The sequence below is a fragment of the Pedobacter sp. Leaf176 genome (assembly GCF_001424305.1).
Classification (GTDB): Bacteria; Bacteroidota; Bacteroidia; order Sphingobacteriales; family Sphingobacteriaceae; genus Pedobacter.
In genome coordinates this window covers 40,540-65,407 of record NZ_LMPD01000008.1, presented here as the reverse complement: position 1 = coordinate 65,407, position 24,868 = coordinate 40,540, and the positions used below count along the sequence as shown (strand labels likewise).

Sequence of the window (24,868 nt, the reverse complement as noted above, 5' to 3'; positions counted from 1 at the left end):
ATGAACAGACGAGATTCCATAAAGGCTTTGGGCTTAACGGCCCTGAGTACGGCAGTACTGGTTGAAGCCTGTAAACAACCTGAAACCAAAACCGAAGTTGCCGCGCCTGCCGAAACAACAAAAGAAGCCGGCAGAGAGCAATGGGAAATGGATAGGGATAAAAAACTTAAATCCGAAACCTTTTTCGATAAGCACGAAATGGCCACGATTACAGTTTTAGCCGATATTATCATCCCTAAAGATGATGTTTCGGGAAGCGCTTCTGATGCAAAAGTCCCTGAATTTATCGAGTTTATTGTAAAGGATATTCCAGAACACAAAGTGCCAATGCGTGGTGGCTTGAAATGGCTGGATATTTACAGCTTCAATAAATTTCAGAAATCCTTTGTCGAACTTTCACAAAGCAATCAATTATCAATCGTTGATGAAATTGCTTACCCTGAAAAGGCCAGACCCGAGATGCAGGCCGGCGTGGCATTTTTCAATAGAATGAGAGATTTAACAGCATCAGGTTTTTACACGAGTGAAATTGGCGTAAAAGACATCGGCTATGTTGGAAATTCTCCAAACCAATGGGCTGGCGTTCCTGATGATGTTCTGAAGCAATATGGCATGCAGAATGTGAAGATTTAGCTAAGCTAAGTCGTCATTTCGATCGAAGCGGAGAAATCTTTCCAGATGGGTTCAAAGATTTCTCCATTCCGCCTTGCTCCAGTCGAAATGACGTTTATTCGAAAATCAATATCAATCCTTTGCCTTTTTCAATAGGAATTGATTTTCCTTCCAGATAATTTCCTGCAGCCTGAAACTTATCAATACCTGGCGCTGAAATTTTAACTTTCTCAGCACTCAAACCTAACTTGCCCCAATCGATAATTAAATTGACTTTAACATCAGTCTCATCCCAACTTGCCAATGCAACCATCGTTTTATTCTTATGCTTATAAACTGTAGCCAAAACTTTCCGATTATCTGTTTTAACCGGACAGTTTTCACTCCAGCAGCCAATCATTTCTGAGCCTTGAATTCCAAAATCATCCCAAGCGCTCCATAACGGTTTCGGGTCGCTTTTTTCCGACCATCCTAATCGGCTTGTCATGCCGTAAATCATTCCCCGCCATGGATTGCCGTCGTCCTGAAGCATTTCGCCCATTACACCAAATGGAATTCCACTGATCTCAGTTAAAAAGAAATCGGAATTATTCTTCTGATAATCAAAATATTCGCCAAACCATAAGCGATTTAAATAAGGAAAATGTTCCAAATATAAAATGGCGCTATTGTTAAATCCATCGTTTTTATTGTACTGATTTGCTGAATGTAAATCGATAATTCCCGGGTGATTATCTTGCGTTAATACACGCTTGATCCGCTTCATTGTTATCCTATCAAAAGCGACATCATCAAGGTAAACACCGTCGATACCAACATTCTTAACCAGCCAATTCATACCCTCCACATAATAATTATGCCAGCGATTCATACCGCTGTTTATGATTGCAGCGTCTTTAATTTCGGGTACAAACCAGGCGGCAATGTAGTTAGAATCCAAATGCTCTTGTAACCAGCTAAAACCCCCACCCTTTCCTGGTGAATAAACTTCTGTACCCAAACTACGCAGTGCAGGCCATTCATAAGCATGATTAGAAAGTTCACGTACAGTGTTATAAATCTTAACTTTCAAACCCTTGCTGTGCGCTTCGTCGATATAGCTTTTCATCTTTTTCCATTCGATGAAAGGATAATTTATCCATGGATTTATAGGCGTGGCATGATGAATGTTGATTACCGTGGCCCCTGCCGATTTAATAGAATCTAAATTTCCATATTTATGGTAAAAACGATTGCTCCACTGAAAGTCGGTGTCTAGCAGATGGAAAGGTGTTATCAACAAATTGAAATTGTAATAAAGCTCATCATCTTTTTTCATGGTTCGTGCTCCGGTAAAATTATCAGCAAGCATTGAGCTCCCTTTCACGTTGATCTGAATTCCACCTTTACCATCATTTCCCCACGATTTTGGAAGAAATAAAGGCTTCTGCAAGTAGAAATTGGTATTCAGCGGACGAAGATAATGCTCATCTCTTAAGTTGTAATACAAGCCTGCATTTACATTACCGATCCATACCGCATCCTGGTTTTTATGTGCAACATCCCACTTCCATTTTACGGTATCAGGCCTCAGTCCACCTTTTTCACCCAATCCCATTAAGTATTTCGTTGAACCTTTTTCAAACGGGATGTGAAAATCTACGTTACTGAAATCGATATCCTTTAGTGCGGTTACTTTAACCACATAATGTACATAACCATCAAATTCAAGTGAACCCTCTATATCCATTTTCAGATTCTCAGAAGTACTGGTTGCAGTCCACTTGACCATTCCCGCTTCTTTGCTCGTAATTTGAAAATTGCCATTAACAAATTTCTCCTGAATTTTTGATGTATTGTAAAAATGAAAATGAATAGGTTCGTACAAAATATTATTTGGTTTTTCAGTATAACCAGTCATTTCCGGATTAAAGAAAGTTTGAATTTGCCTTGGAAAGCCATCGGCGTTGATTTCGAACTTTCTGCCCAATAAAGAAATCACATTTCCCTCAACTTTTAGTGGTGTGTAGGGTGCAACAACTGTATTTGCCTGCGCCATTGCCGAATTTAACCAGGTCAGGCGTGTCTGTTTATCTGGTGTGCCAACGCCGGCATCCGCAAGAACGTCATTTCCAACTGTTAATTTTACATCAATATTTTTTGATTTCCCATTAGATTTCACTGCGAACCTGCCAGTGTAAATCCCCGCTGATGTTGTTCTTGGAACATCAACCGTAATCCACATGGCTTGCACTTTTCCTGTAGCAACGTTTACTGTTTTTGTTAAAGGTTTGTTGTCGTAGCTTATTCCATTGGTATTTAAACAGTTGATGTATTTTGCAGAAATTATTTTTCCTGTTGATGACTTTAAATCACCAAAGAACACTTTGACGTCTTTTAAATCCTTCAAAGCATAAACGCCAAATTGAAATGCATAATTTTCACCCTTTTTAGCTGAACCGGAAAACGTATTAGAAACGCCTTTCTGAATCCAGCGATAAGGTAAATCATTTTGCATTTTAATCGGAAATAGTCTATCCTCAGGAAATACAATAAATGCTTCAGATTGATTTTTAGATTTTACAGCAGCAGTTTCCTTAGCGGTTGCGATAACTTCCATCGGATAAAAAGAATTAAAGGCATCGATGGATTGAATTTCCAAAGCAGTCGCATTAATAGCAATCTTATTCGCATTATTTAATGTATAATTATCTGCTTTTAAATAAACGCCTTTCGGATAATTACTTCTCCCCTCATTTTTATAGGGCATATAATAAACAAAATACTTTCCTTTTGTAGGTGCCTCAAAGTAAATATCGGCACTTTCCCTGCTGAAATTTTCAACGCTCAAAACGGAAAAAGCTTTTCCTGTAGCATCTTGAATAATTACTTTTTTTAATTCCAGGTGTTCATCTCTTCTGCGCCAATCTATTTTTACATGAGCAACTTTCCCGGTTCCATTAAAATGGACTACGACTCTATGATTGCCAAGTGAATCAGCATTCCAGGCGTTGTTACCATCAGTATATTTTAGAACCTGAGCATCAACAGATAATTGACAAAGTATTGATAACAGAAGAAAAGACCAGAATTTCATATTAAATTTATTTTACGCTAATTTATAGATACTAGCAGAAAAAATACTATATGGTATAAAAATTCGCAATGTCTAATAAATTCCTACAACAAAAAAAGTCCCGCTCTTTCGAACAGGACTTTCTTTATCTTGAGGTGAATAAAACTATTCTCCTTTTGGTTCTTCAGTAGCAGGTGCTTCTTCAGTCGTAGCCGCAGGAGCCGTTTCTGCAACTTCTGCTTTAGCTTCAGCAGCTTTAGGTGCAGCAGCAGTTTTACTTCTACCACGACGCGTTGTTTTCTTCTCTTCTTTAGCTTCTACATCTTTACCGTAAACTGTATTATAATCTACAAATTCAATTAAAGCCATTTCAGCGTTATCACCTGCACGGTTGTTTAATTTGATGATACGAGTGTAGCCACCTGGACGATTTGCAACTTTCTCAGCGATTTCGCGGAATAAGATTGTTACTACTTCTTTATCTTGTAGGTAAGCAAATACTGTACGACGTGAATGCGTAGTATCACTTTTTGATTTAGTGATGATAGGCTCAACATAAGTACGTAAAGCTTTTGCTTTAGCTAAAGTTGTTGTAATTCTTTTGTGCAAAATAAGTGATGAAGCCATATTCGCTAACATCGCCTTTCTGTGGCTTGCGGTTCTACCTAAGTGGTTTACTTTTTTACCGTGTCTCATTGTTTTTTAATAAAGTGTATACCGTCTCTGTCTCAGAGGGAATTATACACAGTGAAATAATAATTTGTTCAACGCTTTGCGCTACGCGCATGGCGCTATGTGTTTTACTCTTCGTCTAATTTAAATTTAGACAGGTTCATGCCGAATGACAAACCCTTTGATTTCACAAGCTCTTGAATCTCTGTTAATGATTTTTTACCAAAGTTTCTGAATTTTAACATATCAGCAACATCGTAAGAAACCAAATCAGCTAAAGTACGGATATCAGCAGCTTTTAAGCAGTTTAATGCTCTAACTGAAAGATCCATATCCACTAGTTCAGTTTTAAGGATTTTACGCATGTGTAAAATTTCCTCGTCAACTTCTTTAGTTTCTTCTTTTGCCTGAGATTCTAATACTAAGTTCTCATCAGAGAATAACATAAAGTGTTGGATAAGAATCTTAGCCGCCTCTTTTAACGCTTCTTCAGGGTGAATTGAACCATCAGTAGAAATATCTAATACCAATTTCTCATAATCCGTCTTTTGTTCAACACGGAAGTTTTCAATTGTGTATTTAACGTTTTTCATTGGTGTGTAGATCGAATCGATAGCGATAACACCTACAACAGCATCAGCAACTTTATTTTCTTCAGCAGGTACATAACCACGTCCTTTATTGATGGTTAATTCCACTTCTAAAGTAACAGATTTATCCATGTTGCAAATAACATGCTCAGGATTTAATACTGTAAAGTTGTTAGAGAATTTAGTAATATCACCAGCTTTGAACTGATCCTGGCCGTTAACAATGATGAATACTTTTTCAGCATCACCAGAATCACCGGTTTTTTTAAAACGTACTTGTTTTAAGTTCAAGATGATATCAGTTAAATCTTCTACAACACCTTTCATGGTAGAAAACTCATGCGAAACGCCTGAAAAACGAATAGTAGTAATAGCATAACCTTCTAATGAAGAAAGTAAAATTCTTCTTAAGGCATTACCAATTGTTACACCGAAACCGGGTTCTAAAGGACGAAATTCAAATATGCCATCGAAATCGGTTGATTTCTGCATGATCACTTTGTCTGGTTTCTGAAATGCTAAAATTGCCATTTATATTTTTTTAAATTCGTTATTGAATATATAGTAACATGAAAAAAGTTAATTACCCTTTTGAGGTAATTAACTATATCACTTATTACTTTGAGTATAACTCGATGATTAAGTTTTCCTTAATGTTTTCAGGAATCTCGTCGCGTTGTGGATAAGTTAAAAACTTACCCGTTAACTCGCCAGCATTCCACTCTAACCAGGCAAATTTGTTAATTGTTCTGCCTGCAACTGAGTTACTGATTGATTCTAAAGACTTTGATTTCTCACGAACCGCAACAACATCACCAGCTTTTAACTGATATGAAGGGATATTTACAACTTCACCATTCACAGTTACGTGTTTATGGCTAACTAACTGGCGTGCAGCAGAACGGGTTGTTGCAATACCTAAACGGTAAACGGTATTATCTAAACGTGCTTCTAATAATTGAAGTAAGTTATCACCAGTAATACCTGCACGTGAAGATGCTTTCTTAAACAAGTTACTGAACTGCTTTTCTAATACACCATAAGTATATTTTACTTTTTGTTTCTCCATTAACTGGATAGCATATTCAGATTGTTTTCCTCTTCTTTTTGATGAGCCGTGTTGCCCAGGAGGATAATTTTTTCTGTCTAACACTTTATCAGGACCGAAAATTGGTTCTCTGAATTTACGTGCGATTTTACTTTTGGGGCCTGTATATCTTGCCATTTTTGTTGTGTTTTTAAAGTATCATCCAGCCTGTAGCTGGAGATTCTTAGCTTTAAAATTAATTAAACTCTTCTCTTTTTAGGAGGACGACATCCATTGTGAGGAAGTGGAGTGATATCTTTTATAGACATTACTTCAATACCTGCTACTTGTAAAGTTCTGATTGCAGATTCACGACCTGAACCCGGACCTTTAACAAATACTTCAACTTTACGTAAACCTAAATCAAATGCAACTTTACCACAATCTGAAGCGGCTTGACCGGCTGCATAAGGTGTGTTCTTTTTAGAACCTTTAAAGCCCATTTTACCAGCTGAAGACCATGAAATGGTCTGTCCGTTGTTGTTCGTTAGCGTAACGATAATGTTGTTAAAGGTAGCATTGATATGTGCCTGACCAACAGACTCAATTACAACGATACGTTTTTTGGTAACTTTTTTACTCTTAGCCATTTTTGCTTTTAGATTTTAGATGTGAGACTTGAGACGTAAGATTTTCCCAATCCCGGCACTCAGCATCCTAATTTTTATCTTTATATTCCAGATTTGAGCAGATTAAATACTATAATCTCAATCCCCACATCTATCTATTATTTAGTAGCTTTTTTCTTGTTAGCAACTGTTTTTCTCTTACCCTTACGAGTACGTGAGTTATTTTTAGTACGCTGACCACGAGAAGGTAAACCTTTTCTATGACGTAAACCGCGGTAACAACCGATATCCATTAAACGCTTGATGTTTAACTGAACCTCTGAGCGTAAAGCACCTTCTACTTTAATCTCGTCGTTAATCATTGTACGAATTGCTGATAACTCATCATCAGACCAATCTTGTACTTTTTTGTTGAAATCGATACCTGCAGTAGTTAAAATACGTTGTGCAGTTGTTCTACCTATACCGTAAATATAAGTTAAACCAATCTCTCCTCTTTTGTTTCTTGGTAAATCAATACCTGAAATCCTTGCCATATTTATTTATCTTTTTAGTAATTCCGAACGGCGGGCCACCGTTGTGCGGTTTATTACAATATTTTCTAATTACCCCTGACGTTGCTTGTATTTAGGATTTTTCTTGTTGATAACGTAAAGTTTACCTTTACGGCGAATAATCTTGCAATCAGCGCTACGTTTTTTAATTGATGATCTAACTTTCATTTTATTTGTATCTATAAGTGATGCGACCTTTTGTTAAATCATATGGCGACATCTCTAGTTTTACTTTATCACCAGGAAGAATTTTGATGTAGTGCATCCGCATCTTTCCCGAAATGTGCGCAATAATCTCATGCCCGTTCTCGAGTTCTACTCTAAACATCGCATTAGATAATGCTTCTCTTATTACTCCGTCTTGTTCAATTGAGGCTTGTTTAGCCATATTTTATTGATTGTTACTTAATTAGCTGCTTCTAAACAGGGTTGCAAAATTAAATAAAAAATTTTAATTATTTATTTTTTTTGTTGTAAAATTTCTACTATTAATGAAAAGTCCGATAAAATGTCTGCCTTGCCCTTTTTAACGGCAACCGTGTGTTCAAAATGTGCTGAAGGTTTATTATCCTTACTAGTCACAGTCCACCCATCGTTATGAAATTTAACGCCAGCAACGCCCGCGTTAATCATCGGCTCAATGGCAATAACCATTCCTTCTTCAAGTTTCGGTCCGCTACCACGTTTCCCATAATTCGGAACTTCCGGTTTTTCATGAAGTTTTACACCCACACCATGTCCTACCAATTCTCTCACCACTCCGAATCCATTTGCTTCTGCGTATTGTTGTACAGCAAAACCAATATCTCCGATGCGCATTCCGGCAACTGCTTTTTCAACACCCAATTCAAGGCATTTTTTAGTCACCTCGACTAGCTTTTGCTTTTCAGCATCCACCTCTCCAATTGAAAATGTATAAGCGGAGTCACCGAAATAATTGTTCTTAATTACACCGCAGTCAACAGAAATTAAATCGCCTTCCTTAATTACATAATCACTTGGAAAACCATGAACAACCTGCTCATTTGGTGATATACACAGAGAATTTGGGAAACCGTTATAATTTAAAAATGCCGGTATTGCACCGTTATCATTCATAAACTCATATGCAAGTTTATCCAGCTGATTTGTTGTAACTCCAGGACCGATAATTTTAGCCACTTCGGCCAGTGTTTTCGAAACCAAAAGAGAGCTTTCCCTTATTAACTCTATCTCTTCAAGAGATTTGTAATAGATTTTAGACATTCCTATTAGTTTTGAATGAGTGAATTTTGAATGAGCGAAAGAAATTTTCAGAACTTTCACTCATCCTTTCATTCAAAATTCAATAATTTTAATTTACAAAGCGGCGTTGCTATTTGCAGCAGGAACACCTGTTCTGCCTGTAACACGACCTGTTTTCATTAAACCGTCATAATGACGCATTAACAAATAACTTTCTATCTGTTGCAGGGTATCCAGAACAACACCAACTAAAATCAGCAATGACGTCCCCCCAAAGAAGTGTGCAAACTCTTGTTTAATACCAAATTTAACAGCCACCGATGGTAACACTGCAATAATTGCTAGAAATACTGCCCCTGGAAAAGTGATTTTAGAAATTACATCATCAATAAAAGTTGAAGTTGCAAAACCTGGCTTAACACCTGGAATAAAACCCCCGTTTTTTTTCATATCGTCACTCATTTGAGTTGGATTTACAGTAATAGCTGTATAGAAAAACGTAAACGCAATGATTAAGAAAGCAAATGTTAAACTGTAAGCTAGAGACGTAGTATTACTAAACTGGATTAACCACGAACCTTGTAATGAAGGAACAAACTGAATTAAAGCTCCTGGAATAAACATTAATGCCTGAGCAAAAATGATAGGCATCACGCCTGCCGCATTAACTTTTAAAGGAATGTACTGACGAACGCCGCCGAACTGACGATTGCCAACTATCTTTTTTGCATACTGTACAGGCACCTTACGAACACCCTGTACAATCAATATAGTAAACATTACAATCGCAAACAAGGCAACAACTTCCAATACCAATGCAACCGGACCACCACCTGTACTTGCAGCACCAACCTTATCAGAAAACTCCTGACTAATTGCCTGAGGTAAACGTGCGATAATACCCGTCATAATAATCAGCGATGTACCATTACCAATACCTTTATCTGTAATCTTTTCACCAAGCCACATTACGAATAATGTACCTGCTGTCAAAACAAATGTAGATAAGATGTAAAACATCGTTTGACTCATTACGGGCAGAATTGCTTCTGGTGGTACCTGAGTTTTAACATAACCAACAGATTGTACAATCGTAATGGCTACAGTTAAATAACGTGTAATCTGGTTTAGTTTTTTTCTACCACTTTCGCCCTCTTTCTGCATTTTTTGGAAAGTAGGAACAGCAATACCCAATAGTTGCACCACAATCGATGCAGAGATATAAGGCATTACCCCCAACGCTAAAATAGAAACACGAGAAAAAGAACCTCCGGCAAACATATCCAGTAAGCCTAAAATGCCCGATTTTTCGTTTTCGCCTAAAGCACTTGGATCTACACCTGGTAAAACCACGTGAGATACGAAACGGTATACCAAAAGAATCATGACCGTAAATAATATACGCTCTTTTAATTCCTGAATTTTCCAGATATTACTTAAAGTAGTAAATAGCTTCTTCATTTAATAATTACAATTTTACAATTGAACCACCTGCTGCTTCAATAGCTTTTTGTGCGGTTGCAGAAAACGCATGTGCTGTAACTTCTAATTTTGCTTTTACTTCACCACGACCTAATACTTTAACTAAGTCGTTTTTAGAAGCTAAACCATGCTCTTGTAAAGCTGCGAAATCAATTGTAGTTAAATTGAATTTCTCTGCCAAACCTTGTAAAACATCTAAGTTCACACCAACATATTCAGTACGATTAATTGGTTTGAAACCAACCTTAGGCACACGACGTTGTAAAGGCATTTGACCACCTTCAAAACCGATTTTAGTAGAATGACCAGAACGAGAGCCAGCACCTTTGTGACCACGAGTTGAAGTACCACCACGGCCTGAACCTGTACCACGACCAATTCTCTTACTGTTTTTTGTAGAACCTTTTGCAGGTTTTAATGTATTTAAATTCATTTCTTTGAATTTGTGTTGCCCTTCGCTTTCACTAAACAGGTACAACGATAAATAAATAACGATTGAATTTGAATGATTGAATATGCATTAAGCTTATTCAATCACTCAAAACTCATTTGTTCATTGATTCTTTAAATTGCTTCGATAGCCACTAAGTGGTTTACTTTGCGAACCATACCGATAATTTGCGGTGTAGCTTCCACCTCAACACTTTGGTTCATTTTAGATAAACCTAAAGCCTGAACGGTTCTTTTTTGGCGCTCGCTTCTATCGATAATGCTTTTTACTTGTGTAATTTTGATCTTAGCCATGATATTATCCGTTAAAAACTTTGTTTAAATCGATACCACGAGTTTGAGCTACTGTATAAGCATCACGCATTTTCGTTAATGCATCAACAGTTGCTTTTACCACGTTGTGAGGATTTGATGAACCTTTGGATTTTGCCAATACGTTATGAACGCCGGCACTCTCTAAAACAGCACGCATTGCACCACCTGCAATTACACCCGTACCTACTGCAGCTGGTTTAATTAAAACAAAACCACCTGAGAATTTACCGATTTGCTCGTGAGGAACAGTACCATTTAAAATTGGAACTTTAACTAAGTTCTTCTTAGCATCATCCACACCTTTAGCGATTGCTTCAGTTACTTCTTTCGCTTTGCCTAAACCGAAACCAACAACACCGTTCTCATCTCCAACAACAACAATTGCTGAGAAGCTGAAAGTACGACCACCTTTGGTTACTTTGGCAACACGTTGTATACTAACCAAACGATCCTTTAACTCGATATCGGTGGTTTTTACTCTTTTTATATTGATAGTTGACATCTTACTTTTTCTTCAGATTAAAATACTAAACCAGCTTCGCGAGCACCTTCTGCTAACGACTTCACACGACCGTGATATAAATAGCCGTTTCTATCGAAAACAACTTCTTTAACACCAGCAGCAATTGCTTTCTCAGCAACTAGTTTACCTACTGCAACGGATTGGTCACTTTTGTTACCTGTTCCAGAAAAATCTTTTGATAAAGATGATGCTGAAGCTATTGTTGTACCGGTTACATCATTAATTACCTGAGCATAAATCCCTTTATTGCTTCTATATACAGATAACCTTGGACGTTCTTCTGAACCGGTAAGTCTTTTTCTGATCCCTTTTTTAATACGATCTCTTCTTGATAATTTTTTACCTGCCATGATTACTATTTCTTAGATGCTGATTTACCTGCTTTTCTTCTTAATACTTCACCTACAAACTTGATACCTTTACCTTTGTAAGGCTCTGGTGCACGTAACGAACGGATTTTCGCTGCTACCTGCCCTATCAATTGTTTGTCAATACTTTCTAAAATAATTTTAGGCGTTTGACCTTTTTCTGATGTAGTGGTTACTTTAATCTCTTCTGGTAATTGAAATACATAGTGGTGAGAATAACCCAGAACTAAATCCAATGTATTACCTGTGTTTGTAGCACGGTAACCAACACCTACTAATTCCTGAGTTAATTTATAACCTTCTGTAACACCAATAACCATATTGTTAAGCAATGAACGGTATAAACCATGTAATGCTTTGTGTTTCTTTTGTTCTGAAGGACGTTGAACTGTTAAAGTTCCGTCTTCCTGACTTACAGTAATTTCTGAATCTACTGCTTGTGTTAATTCACCTTTAGGGCCTTTTACAGTTACTACGTTATCATTAGATACGGCAATTGTAACACCTGAAGGGATTGTAATTGGGGCTTTTCCTATTCTTGACATTGTGTTGTTCTCCTAAATATTAATAAACGTGACACAATACCTCACCACCAATGTTTAATTTGGCTGCTTCTTTATCAGTCATTACACCTTTAGAAGTAGATAAGATTGCGATACCTAAACCGTTTAATACTCTTGGCATATTTTCAACACCAGCATAGTTTCTCAAACCTGGTTTACTAATTCGCATCAAAGTACGAATAGCAGGAACTTTAGTTATTGGATTGTATTTCAAAGCAATTTTAATGACGCCTTGAACTGTTGTATCTTCAAACTTATAGTTCGCGATGTAACCTTTATCAAAAAGTACTTTTGTAATTTCCTTTTTAAGGTTTGATGCAGGAATTTCTACAACTCTGTGGTTGGCCTTAATGGCATTCCTTACTCTTGTTAAATAATCTGCTATTGGATCTGTATTCATTATTTATTGTTTTTGATAGTGGTTTCCTTTCACCACCCGGCGATGGGACCTGCTATCGGTTAAAATTCTTTGTTAGTATCAAGACATAAGTATCAAGTATCAAGAAACCAATCCGGTCTTGATACTTGATACTAAATACTTTATACTGGTTGTATTACCAAGATGCTTTTTTAACACCTGGTATCTTACCGTCTAGTGCCATTTGGCGGAACGTTACCCTTGAAATACCAAAGGTACGCATGTAACCACGTGGGCGACCAGTTAACTTACAACGGTTGTGTAAACGTACCGGAGATGAGTTTTTAGGTAATTTATCTAAACCTTCGAAATCTCCTGCAGCTTTTAAAACTGCACGTTTTTCAGCGTATCTAGCTACCAATTTTTGGCGCTTAACTTCGCGTGCTTTTACACCTTCTTTTGCCATTATTCTGCTGTTTTTTGATTTTTAAATGGTAATCCGAATTGCTTCAATAACTCTAAAGCTTCAACGTCAGATTTTGCCGAAGTTACGAAAGTTATATCCATACCTAAAATTTTATTGATTTTATCGATATTAATCTCAGGGAAGATGATTTGCTCAGTTACACCTAAAGTATAATTTCCTTTACCATCAAAGCCTTTATCGTTGATACCTTTGAAATCACGAATACGTGGTAATGCAACAGAAATCAAACGATCCAAGAACTCATACATATTATTATCGCGTAAAGTAACACGTACACCTACAGGCATACCTTTACGTAATTTAAAGTTTGAGATATCTTTTTTAGATTGCGCCGGAACCGCCTGCTGACCAGTAATGGTAGTCAACTCAACGATTGTGGTATCCATAATCTTTTTATCTGTTACAGAAAAACGACCAACACCCTGATTGATACAGATTTTTTCCAATTTTGGAACCTGCATTACAGTTTTGTACTGAAATTTTTCCTTAAGTGCACTTACAACTTCTTCTTTGTATTTGCTTTTTAATCTTGGTGTAGTAGCCATTATTTAATCTCCTCTCCTGATATTTTAGCAACTCTAACCAATTTACCATCTGCGTTAAGTTTACGACCTACGCGGGTAGCTTTACCAGATTTTGGATCAACCAACATCAGGTTAGAAATATGAAGAGCAGCTTCTTTTTTAATAATACCACCGTTAGGATTTGCAGCATTTGGCTTAGTATGTTTAGATACTAAGTTAATGCCTTCTACAATGGCTCTGTTTTTATCTATTTGTACTGAAAGTACTTTTCCTTGCTGACCTTTTGAATCGCCTGCAATTACTTTAACTAAATCTCCAGTGCGGATTTTAAGTTTTGATGGTGTATTTATTACTTTGTTTCCCATTTTACAATACCTCCGGTGCTAATGATACAATTTTCATGAATTGTTTTTCACGTAGTTCTCTCGCAACCGGGCCAAAGATACGTGTACCTCTTGGCTCATCCTGTGCGTTCAATAATACAGCAGCATTATCGTCAAAACGGATATAAGAACCATCTTTACGACGGATTTCTTTTTTTGTTCTTACAACAACTGCTTTAGAAACTGTACCTTTTTTAATGTTACCTGACGGTAAAGCGCTTTTTACAGTAACAACCACTTTATCACCAATTGAAGCATAACGTTTGCCGGTTCCACCTAGCACACGAATTACCAATACTTCTTTTGCGCCGCTGTTATCAGCAACGTTTAATCTCGATTCCTGTTGTACCATCTTATTTAGCTCTTTCTAAAATTTGTACCAATCTCCAGTTCTTGTTTTTACTCAAAGGACGAGTTTCCATAATCAATACTGTATCTCCGATACCGCATTCGTTTTTCTCGTCGTGAGCCATAAATTTGGTAGTTTTCTTTACGAACTTACCATAAATCGGGTGTTTTACTTTACGTTCCACGCTCACTACAACAGATTTATCCATCTTGTTGCTTACCACTAACCCGGTTCTTGTTTTTCTTAATTGTCTTTCCATTTCGACTCTCAAATTAATTAGTTTCAGTAGCTGACTCAGCGTTTTTCACTTTAGTCAGTTCAGTGTTTAAACGGGCTATGTCTTTCCTTACTTTTGCAATGCGTGAAGGATTTTCGATAGCTGAAATAGTATGAGCGAACTTTAATTTTGACAAGTTCTCTTTTTCTTCCGCAATCTTAGCTACTAATTCTTCTTTTGAAAGCCCTGTGATTTCTGAATTTTTCATTTTTATTTTTCTTTACGGTTGAGTGTAGCGGTTATAATAAACAAGTATTTACAACATTCAACTCAACAACTTTACTATGCTTCTACGTAATCTCTACGTACTACAAATTTGGTTTGGATTGGTAATTTTTGTGCTGCTAAACGTAATGCTTCTTTAGCAACTTCTAAAGGCACACCTTCAGCTTCGAAAATTACACGTCCTGGTCTTACTACTGCAACCCAGTATTCAGGAGCACCTTTACCTTTACCCATACGTACTTCAGCAGGTTTTTTAGTTACCGGTTTATCCGGGAAAATCCTGATCCATACCTGGCCTTCACGTTTCATGAAACGAGTTACGGCAATACGGGCAGCCTCTATCTGGCGACTTGTAATCCAAGTTGCTTCTAAAGATTTGATACCGAAAGATCCGAATGCTAATTCAGCTCCACGTGAAGCTAAACCCTTCATTCTGCCTTTTTGCATCTTCCTGAACTTCGTTCTTTTTGGCTGTAACATTTTATTTTGTTCTAATCGTTAAACGATGTTAATAAATCAATTATTTACGAGGACCTCTGTTAGCGCCTGCGCCACCACCTCTGTTTGCACCCGGACCGCCTTGACCTGGGCCACGACCACCACCTTGGTTTCCACCACGTCTGTCATTACCACCACGTCTGTCGTTTCCGCCACCTCTGTTATCTCTTCCACCAAAAGCTGGTTTATCAGATGCGCCTTTAGGACCGTTGTTTGCTGCACCAATGTTTGGAGACAAATCACGTTTTCCATAAACCTCACCTTTACAAATCCAAACTTTAACACCTATTTTACCATATGTAGTTAAAGCTTCTGCTAAAGCGTAATCGATATCAGCACGGAATGTATGCAAAGGCACTCTTCCTTCTTTGTACTGCTCAGTACGTGCCATCTCAGCACCACCTAAACGACCAGAAGTCATGATTTTAATACCTTCAGCACCCATACGCATGGTCGATGCGATAGAAGATTTCATTGCTCTACGGAATGAGATCCTTGCTTCTAATTGTTTTGCAACACCTTCTGCAACTAATTGTGCATCAAGTTCCGGGCGTTTAATTTCGAAAATGTTAATTTGAATTTCCTTTTTAGTCAATTTCTTTAACTCTTCTTTGATTTTATCAACCTCAGCACCTGCTTTACCGATTACAATACCCGGGCGAGCTGTGTGGATAGTTACAGTGATACGTTTTAACGTACGCTCGATAACTACTTTTGCAACACCACCTTTAGCAATACGGGCAGAAAGGTATTTTCTTATTTTCTCATCTTCAACTAATTTATCGGAGTAGTTGTTGCCACCGAACCAGTTAGAATCCCATCCTTTGATGATACCTAACCTGTTACCTATTGGATTTGCTTTTTGTCCCATTTCCTAAAATTAGTTTTGAGTTGTTTCTGTATTTTTACTATCTACAATCAGCGTTACGTGGTTAGAACGTTTACGAATTCTATATCCACGGCCTTGAGGAGCCGGACGTAAGCGTTTAAGCTGACGGCCACCATCTACCATAATTGTTTTTACAAACAGTTGGTTTTCTTCAGGGCGGGCACCTTCATTTTTAGATTCCCAGTTTTTGATAGCAGATAATAATAATTTCTCAACTCTTATTGCTGCTTCTTTATTGGTAAACTTTAAAATGCTTAATGCTTTCTCTACACGTTCACCTCTGATAAGATCTACAACCAAACGCATCTTACGCGGTGAGGTTGGACAATTGTTTAATTTTGCTATTGCTTCCATTGTCTAATTATTTTTTCTTTTCAGCGTGTCCTCTGAATGTTCTGGTTGGAGCAAATTCTCCCAACTTGTGACCAACCATGTTTTCTGTTACGTACACAGGAATAAATTTATTACCGTTGTGTACTGCAAATGTATGATTAACGAAATCTGGTGAAATCATTGATCTACGAGACCAAGTTTTGATTACAGACTTTTTGCCTGAATCATTCATAGAGTTTACTTTTTTCTCTACGTTATGGTCAATATAAGGTCCTTTTTTTATCGAACGAGCCATTATTTCTTCCTTCTCTCTATGATGTAACGATTAGAATATTTTTTAAGTTCTCTGGTTTTGTAGCCTTTAGCTAAAACACCATTTCTTGACCGAGGGTGACCACCTGATGATCTACCTTCACCACCACCCATTGGGTGATCGACAGGGTTCATCGCTACCGGTCTTGTTCTCGGACGACGGCCCAACCAACGCTTACGACCAGCTTTACCTAATACTTCGTTTGCGTGATCTGAGTTAGATACAGCACCGATAGTAGCAAGACAAGTAGTCAGGATTAAACGGGTTTCGCCAGAAGGCATTTTTAAAGTCGCATATTTACCATCGCGGGCAGCTAATTGTGCGTATGCACCTGCACTACGAGCTAATTGTGCTCCTTTTCCAGGGTGAATCTCCACGTTGTGGATAATAGAACCTAATGGAATGTTCGATAATTTTAAAGTGTTACCTACTTCCGGAGCTGCAGTATCGCCCGATAATAATACCGAACCAACTTGTAATCCTTCAGGAGCAATAATGTAACGCTTCTCGCCATCTGCATAGTTTAATAATGCAATGCGGGCAGTACGGTTTGGATCGTATTCTACAGTAGCTACTGTAGCAGGAATATCGAATTTATCGCGTTTGAAGTCGATTAAACGATATGATTTTTTATGACCACCACCCATGTAGCGCATAGTCATTTTACCTGTGTTGTTACGTCCACCAGACTTTTTTGATGATACAACCAATGATTTTTCGGGCTTGGTTGCTGTAATCTCCGCAAAGCTGGCACCAACTCTAAAGCGGGTTCCCGGAGTAACTGGTTTAAATTTTCTTAAGCCCATAGTTATAATTAATAATTAAATTAAAGATTTGCGTAATAATCTATTGTCTCACCGTCTTTCAACGTTACGATCGCTTTTTTGTATTTCGGGCTACGGCCTGAAACAAAACCTGCTTTTGTATAACGTGATTTAGCTTTACCGTCTACAACCATAGTATTGATTGAAGTGATGGTAACACCATAAAGTTTTTCGATTGCAGATTTGATTTGCAATTTGTTCGCTTTGTGGTTTACGCTGAACGTGAAAACGTTTAATTTTTCAGTTAAAGCTGAAGCTTTTTCGGTTAATATTGGTTTTTTTAAAATTTCCATATTACTTGGCAAATGCCTCCTCCAAAGTTTTAACAGAATCTGCAGTTAACACAAGTACACCAGCGTTTAATACATCATAAGTATTTAAATCTGCCGCAGTGATTACTTTAGTTTTCTCAACGTTTCTGCTTGATAAATAGATATTATTATTTTGTGAAGGTAAAACCAACAAAGTTTTTTGAGTACCTACGTTTAACGCAGCTAATAAACTTGTATAGTTTTTAGTTTTAATTGTATCGAAGCTGAAATCTTCTAAAATCACCACGTTGTTATCTTTGGCTTTATAAGCTAAAGCAGATTTACGTGCTAATGATTTTAATTTCTTGTTCAATTTAAAACTGTAATCACGTGGTTGAGGACCGAAAACACGACCACCACCGTTAAATAACGGAGATTTAATGCTACCTGCTCTTGCACCACCTGTACCTTTTTGTTTGTATAGTTTACGGGTCGAACCAGCAATCTCATTACGTTGTTTAGATTTATGAGTACCCTGACGTTGGTTAGCCAGATACTGTTTAACATCTAAATAAATCGCGTGGTCGTTAGGCTCGATACCAAATACCGATTCAGGAAGTTGCACCTTGGCACCTGTTTCTTTACCTGAAATGTTTAATACTTTAACTTCCATCTGATTACTTGTCTAAGATTACGTAAGAACCTTTAGCTCCTGGAATGGAACCACTAACTACTAATAGGTTTTGCTCAGCATAAACTTTCAAAACCTGTAAGTTTTGAACTTTTACTCTGTCTCCACCTGTTCTTCCAGCCATGCGCATTCCTTTGAATACACGTGATGGGAATGATGATGCTCCCAATGAACCAGGGGCACGTAAACGGTTATGCTGACCGTGAGTCTGCATACCAACACCGGCAAATCCGTGGCGTTTTACAACACCTTGAAAACCTTTACCTTTTGAGGTACCTACAACATCAACAAAATCGCCTTCTACGAAAGAATCAACAGTTACAACATCACCTAAATTAAGTGCAGTTGTAAACGAATCAAATTCTACCAGCTTGCGTTTTGGAGTTGTGTTTGCTTTCGCGAAATGGCCTTTTAACGGTTGAGTTGTGTTTTTCTCTTTTTTCTCATCGTATCCTAACTGAATAGATGAATACCCGTCTTTTTCTTCGGTCTTCACTTGTGTAACTACACAAGGCCCAGCCTCGATTACAGTACATGGAATGTTTTTTCCATCTGCATCAAAGATACTGGTCATTCCTACTTTTTTTCCAATAATTCCTGACATTTTATCTTTTAATTTAACACCCATCGAAGCAGTAGGGCTTCGTTCAAGGTGGTTGTTCATCCCCCGAAAGGGACGGCAAAGATAGGCAAGAATTATTAATTTTCAAATAGTTAGCTAAATATTTTTTCAAATAATTTGCTGATAGATCGGGAGTTAGCTAAAAAGATAAGCTAATGCGCCAAACCACCATTTAAACTGATGGTTATGATGGCCAATATGATAAAACCAATGAGAACATAGAGGTAATCACGCTCTATTAAAAAGCTAAAAACAGCAAAAACGATCCGGGCTATGGGCGTAAAGATCAACATCAGGATACCAAACTGAATAATTGCATCACCTTGGAAGGTCAAAACACCTTTAAAAATAGCCGCAATTGACGAAAAATTGGAAAGTTCAGGTTTAAAGACTTTATAGTCAGTGATGCCCCCTTGGTTGTGGACAAGGAATATCGCCCCTCCAATTAAGACGATACTCATGGAGATAATCACGCCGGCACGTAGCAGCGTTCCAAGTATGACCTGAATGTCTTTATCGTTTAGATTTCTCTTTTCTGTACTACTCATTATAATCCGCTTATACCTTTATAAATCATTTGTAAAGCCAGAAAAGTAACTACAATTGCAAATACGATTTTCAGCTTGTCAGTTTTTGTTTTTAATAAGACTTTAGAACCCAACGATGCACCTGTTAAAACGCCGATACACACCGGCATTGCGATGCCCGGATCTATTTGTCCACGGTGTAAGTAAACAACTGCGCTTGCTGCTGCCGTTACGCCCATCATAAAGTTACTGGTTGTGGTAGAAACCTTGAAAGGTAAGCGCATGATATTATCCATTGCGATAACTTTTAATGCCCCACTGCCAATACCCAACAAACCTGAAAGCGTTCCTGCAAAAAGCATCATTAAGAAACCACCAGGAACATGCTTAACGGCATATTTATGCTCTATGCCCTTATCAGGATATGAACCGTTTAACTTAAAAAATTTTGCCCACTTATCAGATTCGTCCAAAGTAGAATGGTCTACCTTTTTCTTCAACGTCATGATTGCTGAAAAAATAAGTATGCAGCCAAAAATGATGGCAATATAATTTGCATTTAAATAAACGGCCACAATAGCGCCGCAAACTGCACCTACTGTTGTCGCAATTTCGAGAAACATCCCAATCCGGATGTTCGTAATACCCTCTTTAACATATGCCGCCGCCGAACCTGAGGAAGTTGCAATTACTGAAACAATCGACGCACCGATTGCGTAATGAATATCAACACCTAAAGCTAGCGTTAATAAAGGAATGATGATTACCCCTCCGCCCAATCCAGTCAGTGAGCCTAATAAACCCGCTAAAAAAGCACCCAGTAAAACGATAATGGTAAATAATAATACCGACATGCGGCAAATATAAGGCGCGCTTTTTGGCTAAACGAAATAATCAGGGAATAAAATAAAGTCTATATGGTATATGGAATATGTAAAACGGGCGACGGAAAATGGTGTTTAGCATATAATTTTATCGGTGATAATTGCAAGAAAAATCAAAATTGGAAAAATAAAAACCAGCCAAATGAAACTCAAGAAAATAAGTTTTACCCATTTAGGGCGACTTCTAAATTGTTCTGTTGCTACGTTCAATTCTGCATTATTCCACTTAAAATAATAATAAAATACAGGTATAAGGTAAAAAAATATTGCTGCAAGAACTGAAATCAATAAGTCTTTAAAAACAGGCAAAATCATCATTACTATAACAAGAAAGCCCATAACAATAAAAGCTTGAATAAGCCTTAGCCCACCAAGTTCGCTTGTGTATTTTCCGAATAGCTTATATAACACAATACAATAAGCTCCATACATGCAATCAAAGATGAAAAACATACCTAACCCTTACTTACCTAGCCTTTTAATCATTTCGGCGCTTAAATCTCTCCCATCATTTAATCTATTTGCAAAAAATGATTTAGCTGCTTCGAAATGTTCTTTGTATCCTTTTAAATCTCCATATCCAATTATCGATGCCCATTCATGTACGGCAGTATGGAATTCCAAATCATCACCACGGATGGATTTATCGTACAAAGCGGTATGGATAGACTCTTCCAGCATTGCTTCATTTTTAAACAGATATTCGGCGATGCCCAGGCGCAGTTTAAAAGGGGGCGTCTGGCAGATTAAATTATCGTAAGGGTTTACACCCATCTTGTACCAGGCATAAACCATACTTAATAAACTAAGGTGCGAATTTGGCTTTTGTTTATGCTCCGCATCTGATAAGCTGAACTCTTTCATGATGTTATCATCAAGTAACAAAAGGTTACGGCTTTCATGGAATACAAAATCGCGGGCAGCGTAAATTTTTGTCCGGAATTCCGTTTCATTTTCACAAATCATCAACTTATATAACTCAGATTCGGCCTGGGCATAATATTTAACTTGCTTTTGGGCATACGGATTTAAAATCGCTAGCCCTGCATAGATGTGCGATTTGTAGCTAAAAATCCGAAGCGTAGTCAAAATCTTAACATTATCGATTCCACCGGCGTAAGCAGGGTTATCCCAGGGAAAAAAACCAGCATTTTTCCAGGCCGATCCCATACTTTCGAAACCCATATGCGTTACGGCCTGCGTATCGGCTACAATCCGATCATGTTCTTTGTAATCGTCTAACTCGATAATATTCGATTTGAGTGATTTGTAAACCTCCAGAGCTTTTTGATAAACCTCGTCGGTTGCACGGTGCCTAACCACAACCAATGTTTGTCCTTCAGGGCTAAAAGCTGGACCATGCAAGGAATGGCAGGTTACAATCTGGGTTTCTTTAGGCAGGTATTTTTCAAAAGCGGCAATTTCAGGATGTTTAACGGATGTTTGACCAGCAACGATAGCACCATATTTTGTTGATAGTGCGAAAGTAGAAACCACTTCATCAATCTTTTCGGCTTCAACACAATAAATGATGAAATCTGATTTACGGGAAACCTCATGACCATCATTTAAAACTTCAATTCCTTTAGGTTCGAGTTCTTTTTTTAAATCATTAAAACGTAAAGGCATATCTGTTCCGCATACCTTATAACCTGCATTTGAAAATGATATGGCATACAATTTCCCCATATCACCCAAACCAATAATTCCTATCTGCATGAAACAAATGTAATCTATCAGAAATTAATTTATAATAAATTGTATAAAAATGTAGTTTTACATTTTAACATTTACATTTAAACTATGCAGAAATTTAAACACATCCTTTATTGTTTAGGGGCGTTGTTACTTTTAAACGCCGGATTTGCTCATGCACAGCAAGACACTTCTAAAAATACCGACCCATCCTTAAATGGTCAGTATCAATTCATGTTAAAAAAATCAAAAAGCCTGTATGGCGCTCGTTTAATCAATCCTTCCAGGCTATCTGCGGTATGGAAAAGTGTTAATGATACGCTGCGTAAAGAACGTAAGCAATTACAAGAAGCAAGGCAGCAAATTAAAGCTCAGGCAGATAACATCGCAAGTTTGAAAGGCGAAGTAACCGGTAAAGAAAGTTCTTTAGCAAGCGCAACCGCTTCGGTTAATGAAATTAGTTTTTTAGGAATATCATTTAATAAAGGGACGTACAATACCATAGTATGGGCTATAATTATCATACTTGCCATCGCGTTAGCTGTAGTAATTTTGCAAACCGGCAAGTTCAGAAAAGAAGCTACCTACCGAACGCAATTGTACCAGGAAGTTGCCGATGAATTTCAGGCACATAAAGTAAAAGCAAAGGATAAAGAGATGAGGCTTGCCAGAGAACTACAGGATGAGCGGAACAAATGGGATGATGCAGGCAGGCGTTAAGCGAATAAGAGTATCATAAATCAAACATTTTGAGTTTGTCACTTGCCCCCCGCCGAAAAGCTTTAAATGAATCTTTTAAGGTAACTCGGCGGGTTACCATTGACGTTATCTTACAAATTATAATTAATCAGCATTTTTAAATAATTCGCATTTCCACCCAGCTAAGCCATAGCACGGTATCCCCGTTTTACTTAAATCCGGACTAACAAATTTTTCGGGTCGCAATATTCCAGCCGCAGAACTGACTTCAAAAGAAAAATTTTCAGCCGGCATTTTTTGTTTTTTCATGTGTGTTCGTATTTTCAATTGTATTCAAGCTAGCTTCGCTGGTCTTTTTGATGCCAAAAAGAAAGAGCCCTTCGGCGGCGGCAAGCCGAGGCAAGACTGTGATGTATGGCAAAGAAATCAATTACGCTGCACTCATATGATTTTATAAAATATATTATCATTCAAGATGGCATTTCGCATTTAAAAGACGGCCTGTTGGTCTGATGTATTTCAGACTCAGGTTTCTGAAGGAAAAGATATACCCTTAATATTCCGATATAAATCTACAGCATATAAGTCAGTCATTCCTGAAACAAAATCCAATACACTCTGTGTTCTCGAATAAATATCTGTCAAATCTGTATGGTATTGTTTAGGGATGAGCTTAACCAGTTTTTTATAATAATGTGTATCATTGTGAATTAATGCCGGTACAAATTCTTCCAGTAAACCAGCCATTATTTTATATCCCGCAACCTCTTTTTGAATTACTGAAGAGAAATTATATATTCTTTCAATGGAAACTTTTTCAATGGCTTTCCAGGCCGTGATGTAGGGCTCCGAAATTAAATCTGTTAAACTTTTATTTAACGTTCCTTGTAAGAGGGCTTCCTGCTCCCTGTAAAAAATTTCTGCGCAAGCCACAGTTAATGTATTTATGGCTTTTGCCCTTAACAAACCAATTTTGGCATCATCATCTTCATAATCATTTTGCAACCTGTCTTCTATTGTTTTGGAATTTGCAAAAGGCAGTAAATATCCTTTAACCTCTTCATAAGACAGAATTTTTAAACGATGTGCGTCTTCCAAATCGATTATGCTGTAACAGATATCGTCTGCCGCTTCTACGAGATAAACCAGTGGATGACGTTTATAAATCAGATACTCACTATCTTCTTGCGCTAAACCTAATTCAGATGCTATTCTTTTAAAACTATCTTCTTCCGATTGAAAGAAGCCGTATTTTTTTCTGTGAAGTATGCCTTTCTCCCTCCCAGCTATTGAGGCGCAAGGATATTTTGCTATTGAGGCGAGTGTTGAATAGGTTAATGCATAGGCATCATTACCTTTTCCTTTTAAGGGGTGTGTTAAAATTCTTATTGCATTGGCGTTTCCCTCAAAATTTATTAAATCATGCCATTGCGCATCACTCATCTGTTTTTGGTATACGCGTCCATCGCCATCTGTAAAATATCTTGAAATCGCAGCTTCACCTGAATGGCCAAAAGCCGGATTCCCTAAATCATGCGCTAAAGCTGCTGCTGCAACAATATTTCCCACCTCATTAAGGAGCGGAACATCTTTTAATAATTGCGGATTTTTTTCTTCGGTGGTATTAACAAATATATTGGCCATAGAACGTGCAACACTGGCAACTTCTAGGCTATGAGTTAATCTGTTATGCACAAAAATACTCCCAGGCAATGGAAATACCTGTGTTTTATTTTGTAGCCGTCTAAATGGCGAAGAAAAAATTAACCTGTCGTAATCGCGTTGAAAGTCTGAACGGGCCCTATCCGAACTGGCACCATATTGTTCCTGACCAAAACGCTTATTCGAAAGTAATCTTTTCCAATCCATTATTTTATGCTTTTTTAATTTACGTGCGAAGTTAAACAAAAGGAAAAAAGAGTGCGAAATATTTAGGATAAAAGCCAAAAAACCATTTTAAAATAAAAGTGTTCTA

The 24,868-nt window shown here is 37.5% G+C and carries 38 protein-coding genes; 2 read left to right on the top strand and 36 right to left on the bottom strand.

All coding sequences use genetic code 11. From position 1 onward, the window contains the following. Positions 1 to 633 carry a gluconate 2-dehydrogenase subunit 3 family protein gene (locus ASF92_RS20150; RefSeq protein ID WP_056097534.1) on the top strand — a complete coding sequence of 211 codons (633 nt, stop codon included), beginning with the start codon at positions 1 to 3 and terminating at the stop codon, positions 631 to 633. Positions 634 to 727: 94 nt separating this feature from the next. On the opposite strand, the gene ASF92_RS20145 is transcribed toward ASF92_RS20150, so the two are convergent. The 34 genes from ASF92_RS20145 to ASF92_RS19985 all read right to left on the bottom strand — a co-directional run bounded on the left by ASF92_RS20145 (position 728) and on the right by ASF92_RS19985 (position 22,218). Then, on the bottom strand, positions 728 to 3,688 hold the full coding sequence (locus tag ASF92_RS20145) for a glycoside hydrolase domain-containing protein (protein WP_056097533.1): 2,961 nt from the start codon (positions 3,686 to 3,688) through the stop codon (positions 728 to 730). Positions 3,689 to 3,832: 144 nt separating this feature from the next. Continuing rightward, on the bottom strand, positions 3,833 to 4,363 hold the full coding sequence (gene rplQ, locus ASF92_RS20140; RefSeq protein WP_056097532.1) for a 50S ribosomal protein L17: 531 nt from the start codon (positions 4,361 to 4,363) through the stop codon (positions 3,833 to 3,835). Between the two features lie 104 nt (positions 4,364 to 4,467). Continuing rightward, positions 4,468 to 5,460: a DNA-directed RNA polymerase subunit alpha gene (locus tag ASF92_RS20135; protein ID WP_056097531.1), complete on the bottom strand. Its 993-nt coding sequence runs from the start codon at positions 5,458 to 5,460 to the stop codon at positions 4,468 to 4,470. Between the two features lie 85 nt (positions 5,461 to 5,545). Further along, on the bottom strand, positions 5,546 to 6,154 hold the full coding sequence (gene rpsD, locus ASF92_RS20130; RefSeq protein WP_056097530.1) for a 30S ribosomal protein S4: 609 nt from the start codon (positions 6,152 to 6,154) through the stop codon (positions 5,546 to 5,548). Between the two features lie 62 nt (positions 6,155 to 6,216). Next, positions 6,217 to 6,606 (bottom strand): 30S ribosomal protein S11, encoded by a 390-nt coding sequence (gene rpsK, locus ASF92_RS20125; RefSeq protein WP_055910073.1) that lies wholly within the window; start codon positions 6,604 to 6,606, stop codon positions 6,217 to 6,219. A 137-nt stretch (positions 6,607 to 6,743) separates the two neighbouring features. Further along, positions 6,744 to 7,121, bottom strand: coding sequence for a 30S ribosomal protein S13 (gene rpsM / locus ASF92_RS20120; RefSeq protein ID WP_056097529.1), 378 nt, complete (start codon positions 7,119 to 7,121; stop codon positions 6,744 to 6,746). 69 nt (positions 7,122 to 7,190) lie between these two features. Further along, positions 7,191 to 7,307, bottom strand: coding sequence for a 50S ribosomal protein L36 (rpmJ, locus tag ASF92_RS20890; RefSeq protein ID WP_010599887.1), 117 nt, complete (start codon positions 7,305 to 7,307; stop codon positions 7,191 to 7,193). A 1-nt stretch (position 7,308) separates the two neighbouring features. Continuing rightward, positions 7,309 to 7,527, bottom strand: a complete 219-nt coding sequence (gene infA / locus ASF92_RS20115) for a translation initiation factor IF-1 (protein WP_010599888.1) — start codon at positions 7,525 to 7,527, stop codon at positions 7,309 to 7,311. A gap of 71 nt (positions 7,528 to 7,598) precedes the next feature. After that, positions 7,599 to 8,384 carry a type I methionyl aminopeptidase gene (gene map / locus ASF92_RS20110; protein ID WP_056097528.1) on the bottom strand — a complete coding sequence of 262 codons (786 nt, stop codon included), beginning with the start codon at positions 8,382 to 8,384 and terminating at the stop codon, positions 7,599 to 7,601. 93 nt (positions 8,385 to 8,477) lie between these two features. Next, positions 8,478 to 9,824: a preprotein translocase subunit SecY gene (secY, locus tag ASF92_RS20105; protein WP_056097527.1), complete on the bottom strand. Its 1,347-nt coding sequence runs from the start codon at positions 9,822 to 9,824 to the stop codon at positions 8,478 to 8,480. Between the two features lie 7 nt (positions 9,825 to 9,831). Continuing rightward, positions 9,832 to 10,278, bottom strand: a complete 447-nt coding sequence (gene rplO / locus ASF92_RS20100; protein ID WP_056097665.1) for a 50S ribosomal protein L15 — start codon at positions 10,276 to 10,278, stop codon at positions 9,832 to 9,834. 131 nt (positions 10,279 to 10,409) lie between these two features. Next, positions 10,410 to 10,589 carry a 50S ribosomal protein L30 gene (gene rpmD, locus ASF92_RS20095; RefSeq protein WP_056097526.1) on the bottom strand — a complete coding sequence of 60 codons (180 nt, stop codon included), beginning with the start codon at positions 10,587 to 10,589 and terminating at the stop codon, positions 10,410 to 10,412. A 4-nt stretch (positions 10,590 to 10,593) separates the two neighbouring features. Next, positions 10,594 to 11,112 (bottom strand): 30S ribosomal protein S5, encoded by a 519-nt coding sequence (gene rpsE / locus ASF92_RS20090; RefSeq protein ID WP_010599893.1) that lies wholly within the window; start codon positions 11,110 to 11,112, stop codon positions 10,594 to 10,596. A gap of 17 nt (positions 11,113 to 11,129) precedes the next feature. Next, a complete protein-coding gene (gene rplR, locus ASF92_RS20085) occupies positions 11,130 to 11,483 on the bottom strand; it encodes a 50S ribosomal protein L18 (RefSeq protein WP_025145211.1) in 354 nt (117 codons plus the stop codon). A 5-nt stretch (positions 11,484 to 11,488) separates the two neighbouring features. Beyond that, positions 11,489 to 12,046, bottom strand: a complete 558-nt coding sequence (rplF, locus tag ASF92_RS20080) for a 50S ribosomal protein L6 (RefSeq protein ID WP_056097525.1) — start codon at positions 12,044 to 12,046, stop codon at positions 11,489 to 11,491. 19 nt (positions 12,047 to 12,065) lie between these two features. Continuing rightward, positions 12,066 to 12,467, bottom strand: a complete 402-nt coding sequence (gene rpsH, locus ASF92_RS20075; RefSeq protein ID WP_231729878.1) for a 30S ribosomal protein S8 — start codon at positions 12,465 to 12,467, stop codon at positions 12,066 to 12,068. Between the two features lie 151 nt (positions 12,468 to 12,618). Then, on the bottom strand, positions 12,619 to 12,888 hold the full coding sequence (rpsN, locus tag ASF92_RS20070; RefSeq protein ID WP_025145214.1) for a 30S ribosomal protein S14: 270 nt from the start codon (positions 12,886 to 12,888) through the stop codon (positions 12,619 to 12,621). Next, on the bottom strand, positions 12,888 to 13,454 hold the full coding sequence (rplE, locus tag ASF92_RS20065) for a 50S ribosomal protein L5 (protein ID WP_056097523.1): 567 nt from the start codon (positions 13,452 to 13,454) through the stop codon (positions 12,888 to 12,890). Before rplE ends, rpsN begins: the two co-directional genes overlap by 1 nt. Then, positions 13,454 to 13,798, bottom strand: a complete 345-nt coding sequence (gene rplX, locus ASF92_RS20060; RefSeq protein WP_056097522.1) for a 50S ribosomal protein L24 — start codon at positions 13,796 to 13,798, stop codon at positions 13,454 to 13,456. The genes rplE and rplX overlap by 1 nt, the downstream gene beginning before the upstream one ends. A gap of 1 nt (position 13,799) precedes the next feature. Next, a complete protein-coding gene (gene rplN / locus ASF92_RS20055) occupies positions 13,800 to 14,168 on the bottom strand; it encodes a 50S ribosomal protein L14 (protein WP_010599900.1) in 369 nt (122 codons plus the stop codon). A 1-nt stretch (position 14,169) separates the two neighbouring features. Beyond that, complete coding sequence (gene rpsQ / locus ASF92_RS20050; protein ID WP_010599901.1) at positions 14,170 to 14,424, bottom strand: 30S ribosomal protein S17; 255 nt, start codon at positions 14,422 to 14,424, stop codon at positions 14,170 to 14,172. Positions 14,425 to 14,437: 13 nt separating this feature from the next. Next, positions 14,438 to 14,650, bottom strand: coding sequence for a 50S ribosomal protein L29 (gene rpmC, locus ASF92_RS20045; protein ID WP_056097521.1), 213 nt, complete (start codon positions 14,648 to 14,650; stop codon positions 14,438 to 14,440). A gap of 74 nt (positions 14,651 to 14,724) precedes the next feature. Beyond that, entirely contained in the window at positions 14,725 to 15,147 is a 423-nt protein-coding gene (gene rplP, locus ASF92_RS20040; RefSeq protein ID WP_010599903.1) for a 50S ribosomal protein L16, read from the bottom strand. Between the two features lie 40 nt (positions 15,148 to 15,187). Next, a complete protein-coding gene (gene rpsC, locus ASF92_RS20035) occupies positions 15,188 to 16,036 on the bottom strand; it encodes a 30S ribosomal protein S3 (protein WP_056097520.1) in 849 nt (282 codons plus the stop codon). 9 nt (positions 16,037 to 16,045) lie between these two features. Then, entirely contained in the window at positions 16,046 to 16,408 is a 363-nt protein-coding gene (rplV, locus tag ASF92_RS20030) for a 50S ribosomal protein L22 (RefSeq protein ID WP_056097519.1), read from the bottom strand. A gap of 7 nt (positions 16,409 to 16,415) precedes the next feature. Then, positions 16,416 to 16,682 (bottom strand): 30S ribosomal protein S19, encoded by a 267-nt coding sequence (rpsS, locus tag ASF92_RS20025; protein ID WP_010599906.1) that lies wholly within the window; start codon positions 16,680 to 16,682, stop codon positions 16,416 to 16,418. Further along, positions 16,682 to 17,506: a 50S ribosomal protein L2 gene (rplB, locus tag ASF92_RS20020; RefSeq protein ID WP_056097518.1), complete on the bottom strand. Its 825-nt coding sequence runs from the start codon at positions 17,504 to 17,506 to the stop codon at positions 16,682 to 16,684. Before rplB ends, rpsS begins: the two co-directional genes overlap by 1 nt. 20 nt (positions 17,507 to 17,526) lie before the next feature. Continuing rightward, complete coding sequence (gene rplW, locus ASF92_RS20015; RefSeq protein ID WP_056097517.1) at positions 17,527 to 17,817, bottom strand: 50S ribosomal protein L23; 291 nt, start codon at positions 17,815 to 17,817, stop codon at positions 17,527 to 17,529. Between the two features lies 1 nt (position 17,818). Continuing rightward, positions 17,819 to 18,448: a 50S ribosomal protein L4 gene (gene rplD, locus ASF92_RS20010; protein WP_056097516.1), complete on the bottom strand. Its 630-nt coding sequence runs from the start codon at positions 18,446 to 18,448 to the stop codon at positions 17,819 to 17,821. Positions 18,449 to 18,452: 4 nt separating this feature from the next. Continuing rightward, complete coding sequence (gene rplC / locus ASF92_RS20005) at positions 18,453 to 19,070, bottom strand: 50S ribosomal protein L3 (RefSeq protein ID WP_056097663.1); 618 nt, start codon at positions 19,068 to 19,070, stop codon at positions 18,453 to 18,455. A 170-nt stretch (positions 19,071 to 19,240) separates the two neighbouring features. Beyond that, positions 19,241 to 19,636 (bottom strand): DUF1634 domain-containing protein, encoded by a 396-nt coding sequence (locus tag ASF92_RS20000; protein WP_056097515.1) that lies wholly within the window; start codon positions 19,634 to 19,636, stop codon positions 19,241 to 19,243. Next, complete coding sequence (locus ASF92_RS19995) at positions 19,636 to 20,469, bottom strand: sulfite exporter TauE/SafE family protein (RefSeq protein ID WP_056097514.1); 834 nt, start codon at positions 20,467 to 20,469, stop codon at positions 19,636 to 19,638. The genes ASF92_RS20000 and ASF92_RS19995 overlap by 1 nt, the downstream gene beginning before the upstream one ends. Before the next feature lie 105 nt (positions 20,470 to 20,574). Then, positions 20,575 to 20,931 carry a hypothetical protein gene (locus tag ASF92_RS19990; protein WP_056097513.1) on the bottom strand — a complete coding sequence of 119 codons (357 nt, stop codon included), beginning with the start codon at positions 20,929 to 20,931 and terminating at the stop codon, positions 20,575 to 20,577. Positions 20,932 to 20,961: 30 nt separating this feature from the next. Continuing rightward, positions 20,962 to 22,218, bottom strand: coding sequence for a prephenate dehydrogenase (locus tag ASF92_RS19985; protein WP_056097512.1), 1,257 nt, complete (start codon positions 22,216 to 22,218; stop codon positions 20,962 to 20,964). Between the two features lie 84 nt (positions 22,219 to 22,302). On the opposite strand from ASF92_RS19985, the gene ASF92_RS19980 reads away from it, so the two are divergent. After that, on the top strand, positions 22,303 to 22,914 hold the full coding sequence (locus ASF92_RS19980) for a hypothetical protein (protein ID WP_056097511.1): 612 nt from the start codon (positions 22,303 to 22,305) through the stop codon (positions 22,912 to 22,914). 123 nt (positions 22,915 to 23,037) lie between these two features. Here ASF92_RS19980 and ASF92_RS21105 read toward each other — a convergent pair whose 3' ends face one another. Both ASF92_RS21105 and ASF92_RS19975 read right to left on the bottom strand, forming a co-directional pair. After that, positions 23,038 to 23,202: a hypothetical protein gene (locus tag ASF92_RS21105; protein WP_157264004.1), complete on the bottom strand. Its 165-nt coding sequence runs from the start codon at positions 23,200 to 23,202 to the stop codon at positions 23,038 to 23,040. Positions 23,203 to 23,418: 216 nt separating this feature from the next. After that, entirely contained in the window at positions 23,419 to 24,762 is a 1,344-nt protein-coding gene (locus ASF92_RS19975; RefSeq protein WP_197413345.1) for a deoxyguanosinetriphosphate triphosphohydrolase, read from the bottom strand. Between the last annotated feature and the right edge of the window lie 106 nt (positions 24,763 to 24,868).

Bases quoted from the DNA above. Each gene is read 5' to 3' on its own strand.
- rplR (WP_025145211.1), bottom strand. From the start codon at position 11,483: ATGGCAGGTAAAAAATTATCAAGAAGAGATCGTATTAAAAAAGGGATC.
- ASF92_RS20135 (WP_056097531.1), bottom strand. From the start codon at position 5,460: ATGGCAATTTTAGCATTTCAGAAACCAGACAAAGTGATCATGCAGAAA.
- infA (WP_010599888.1), bottom strand. From the start codon at position 7,527: ATGGCTAAACAAGCCTCAATTGAACAAGACGGAGTAATAAGAGAAGCA.
- ASF92_RS19980 (WP_056097511.1), top strand. From the start codon at position 22,303: ATGCAGAAATTTAAACACATCCTTTATTGTTTAGGGGCGTTGTTACTT.
- ASF92_RS19990 (WP_056097513.1), bottom strand. From the start codon at position 20,931: ATGTATGGAGCTTATTGTATTGTGTTATATAAGCTATTCGGAAAATAC.
- rplC (WP_056097663.1), bottom strand. From the start codon at position 19,070: ATGTCAGGAATTATTGGAAAAAAAGTAGGAATGACCAGTATCTTTGAT.
- rpsE (WP_010599893.1), bottom strand. From the start codon at position 11,112: ATGTCAACTATCAATATAAAAAGAGTAAAAACCACCGATATCGAGTTA.
- rpsN (WP_025145214.1), bottom strand. From the start codon at position 12,888: ATGGCAAAAGAAGGTGTAAAAGCACGCGAAGTTAAGCGCCAAAAATTG.
- ASF92_RS19995 (WP_056097514.1), bottom strand. From the start codon at position 20,469: ATGTCGGTATTATTATTTACCATTATCGTTTTACTGGGTGCTTTTTTA.
- ASF92_RS19985 (WP_056097512.1), bottom strand. From the start codon at position 22,218: ATGCAGATAGGAATTATTGGTTTGGGTGATATGGGGAAATTGTATGCC.
- rpsD (WP_056097530.1), bottom strand. From the start codon at position 6,154: ATGGCAAGATATACAGGCCCCAAAAGTAAAATCGCACGTAAATTCAGA.
- rplQ (WP_056097532.1), bottom strand. From the start codon at position 4,363: ATGAGACACGGTAAAAAAGTAAACCACTTAGGTAGAACCGCAAGCCAC.
- rplW (WP_056097517.1), bottom strand. From the start codon at position 17,817: ATGGAAATTTTAAAAAAACCAATATTAACCGAAAAAGCTTCAGCTTTA.
- rplV (WP_056097519.1), bottom strand. From the start codon at position 16,408: ATGGAAGCAATAGCAAAATTAAACAATTGTCCAACCTCACCGCGTAAG.
- rplE (WP_056097523.1), bottom strand. From the start codon at position 13,454: ATGGCTACTACACCAAGATTAAAAAGCAAATACAAAGAAGAAGTTGTA.
- rpsS (WP_010599906.1), bottom strand. From the start codon at position 16,682: ATGGCTCGTTCGATAAAAAAAGGACCTTATATTGACCATAACGTAGAG.
- rpsK (WP_055910073.1), bottom strand. From the start codon at position 6,606: ATGGCTAAGAGTAAAAAAGTTACCAAAAAACGTATCGTTGTAATTGAG.
- rpsC (WP_056097520.1), bottom strand. From the start codon at position 16,036: ATGGGACAAAAAGCAAATCCAATAGGTAACAGGTTAGGTATCATCAAA.
- rpmJ (WP_010599887.1), bottom strand. From the start codon at position 7,307: ATGAAAGTTAGATCATCAATTAAAAAACGTAGCGCTGATTGCAAGATT.
- ASF92_RS20150 (WP_056097534.1), top strand. From the start codon at position 1: ATGAACAGACGAGATTCCATAAAGGCTTTGGGCTTAACGGCCCTGAGT.
- rplO (WP_056097665.1), bottom strand. From the start codon at position 10,278: ATGAATTTAAATACATTAAAACCTGCAAAAGGTTCTACAAAAAACAGT.
- ASF92_RS20145 (WP_056097533.1), bottom strand. From the start codon at position 3,688: ATGAAATTCTGGTCTTTTCTTCTGTTATCAATACTTTGTCAATTATCT.
- rplX (WP_056097522.1), bottom strand. From the start codon at position 13,798: ATGGGAAACAAAGTAATAAATACACCATCAAAACTTAAAATCCGCACT.
- ASF92_RS19975 (WP_197413345.1), bottom strand. From the start codon at position 24,762: ATGGATTGGAAAAGATTACTTTCGAATAAGCGTTTTGGTCAGGAACAA.
- rpsM (WP_056097529.1), bottom strand. From the start codon at position 7,121: ATGGCAAGGATTTCAGGTATTGATTTACCAAGAAACAAAAGAGGAGAG.
- rplB (WP_056097518.1), bottom strand. From the start codon at position 17,506: ATGGGCTTAAGAAAATTTAAACCAGTTACTCCGGGAACCCGCTTTAGA.
- rpsQ (WP_010599901.1), bottom strand. From the start codon at position 14,424: ATGGAAAGACAATTAAGAAAAACAAGAACCGGGTTAGTGGTAAGCAAC.
- ASF92_RS20000 (WP_056097515.1), bottom strand. From the start codon at position 19,636: ATGAGTAGTACAGAAAAGAGAAATCTAAACGATAAAGACATTCAGGTC.
- rplN (WP_010599900.1), bottom strand. From the start codon at position 14,168: ATGGTACAACAGGAATCGAGATTAAACGTTGCTGATAACAGCGGCGCA.
- rplD (WP_056097516.1), bottom strand. From the start codon at position 18,448: ATGGAAGTTAAAGTATTAAACATTTCAGGTAAAGAAACAGGTGCCAAG.
- secY (WP_056097527.1), bottom strand. From the start codon at position 9,824: ATGAAGAAGCTATTTACTACTTTAAGTAATATCTGGAAAATTCAGGAA.
- rpmC (WP_056097521.1), bottom strand. From the start codon at position 14,650: ATGAAAAATTCAGAAATCACAGGGCTTTCAAAAGAAGAATTAGTAGCT.
- rpmD (WP_056097526.1), bottom strand. From the start codon at position 10,589: ATGGCTAAGATCAAAATTACACAAGTAAAAAGCATTATCGATAGAAGC.
- rplF (WP_056097525.1), bottom strand. From the start codon at position 12,046: ATGTCAAGAATAGGAAAAGCCCCAATTACAATCCCTTCAGGTGTTACA.
- map (WP_056097528.1), bottom strand. From the start codon at position 8,384: ATGTCTAAAATCTATTACAAATCTCTTGAAGAGATAGAGTTAATAAGG.
- rplP (WP_010599903.1), bottom strand. From the start codon at position 15,147: ATGTTACAGCCAAAAAGAACGAAGTTCAGGAAGATGCAAAAAGGCAGA.
- ASF92_RS21105 (WP_157264004.1), bottom strand. From the start codon at position 23,202: ATGAAAAAACAAAAAATGCCGGCTGAAAATTTTTCTTTTGAAGTCAGT.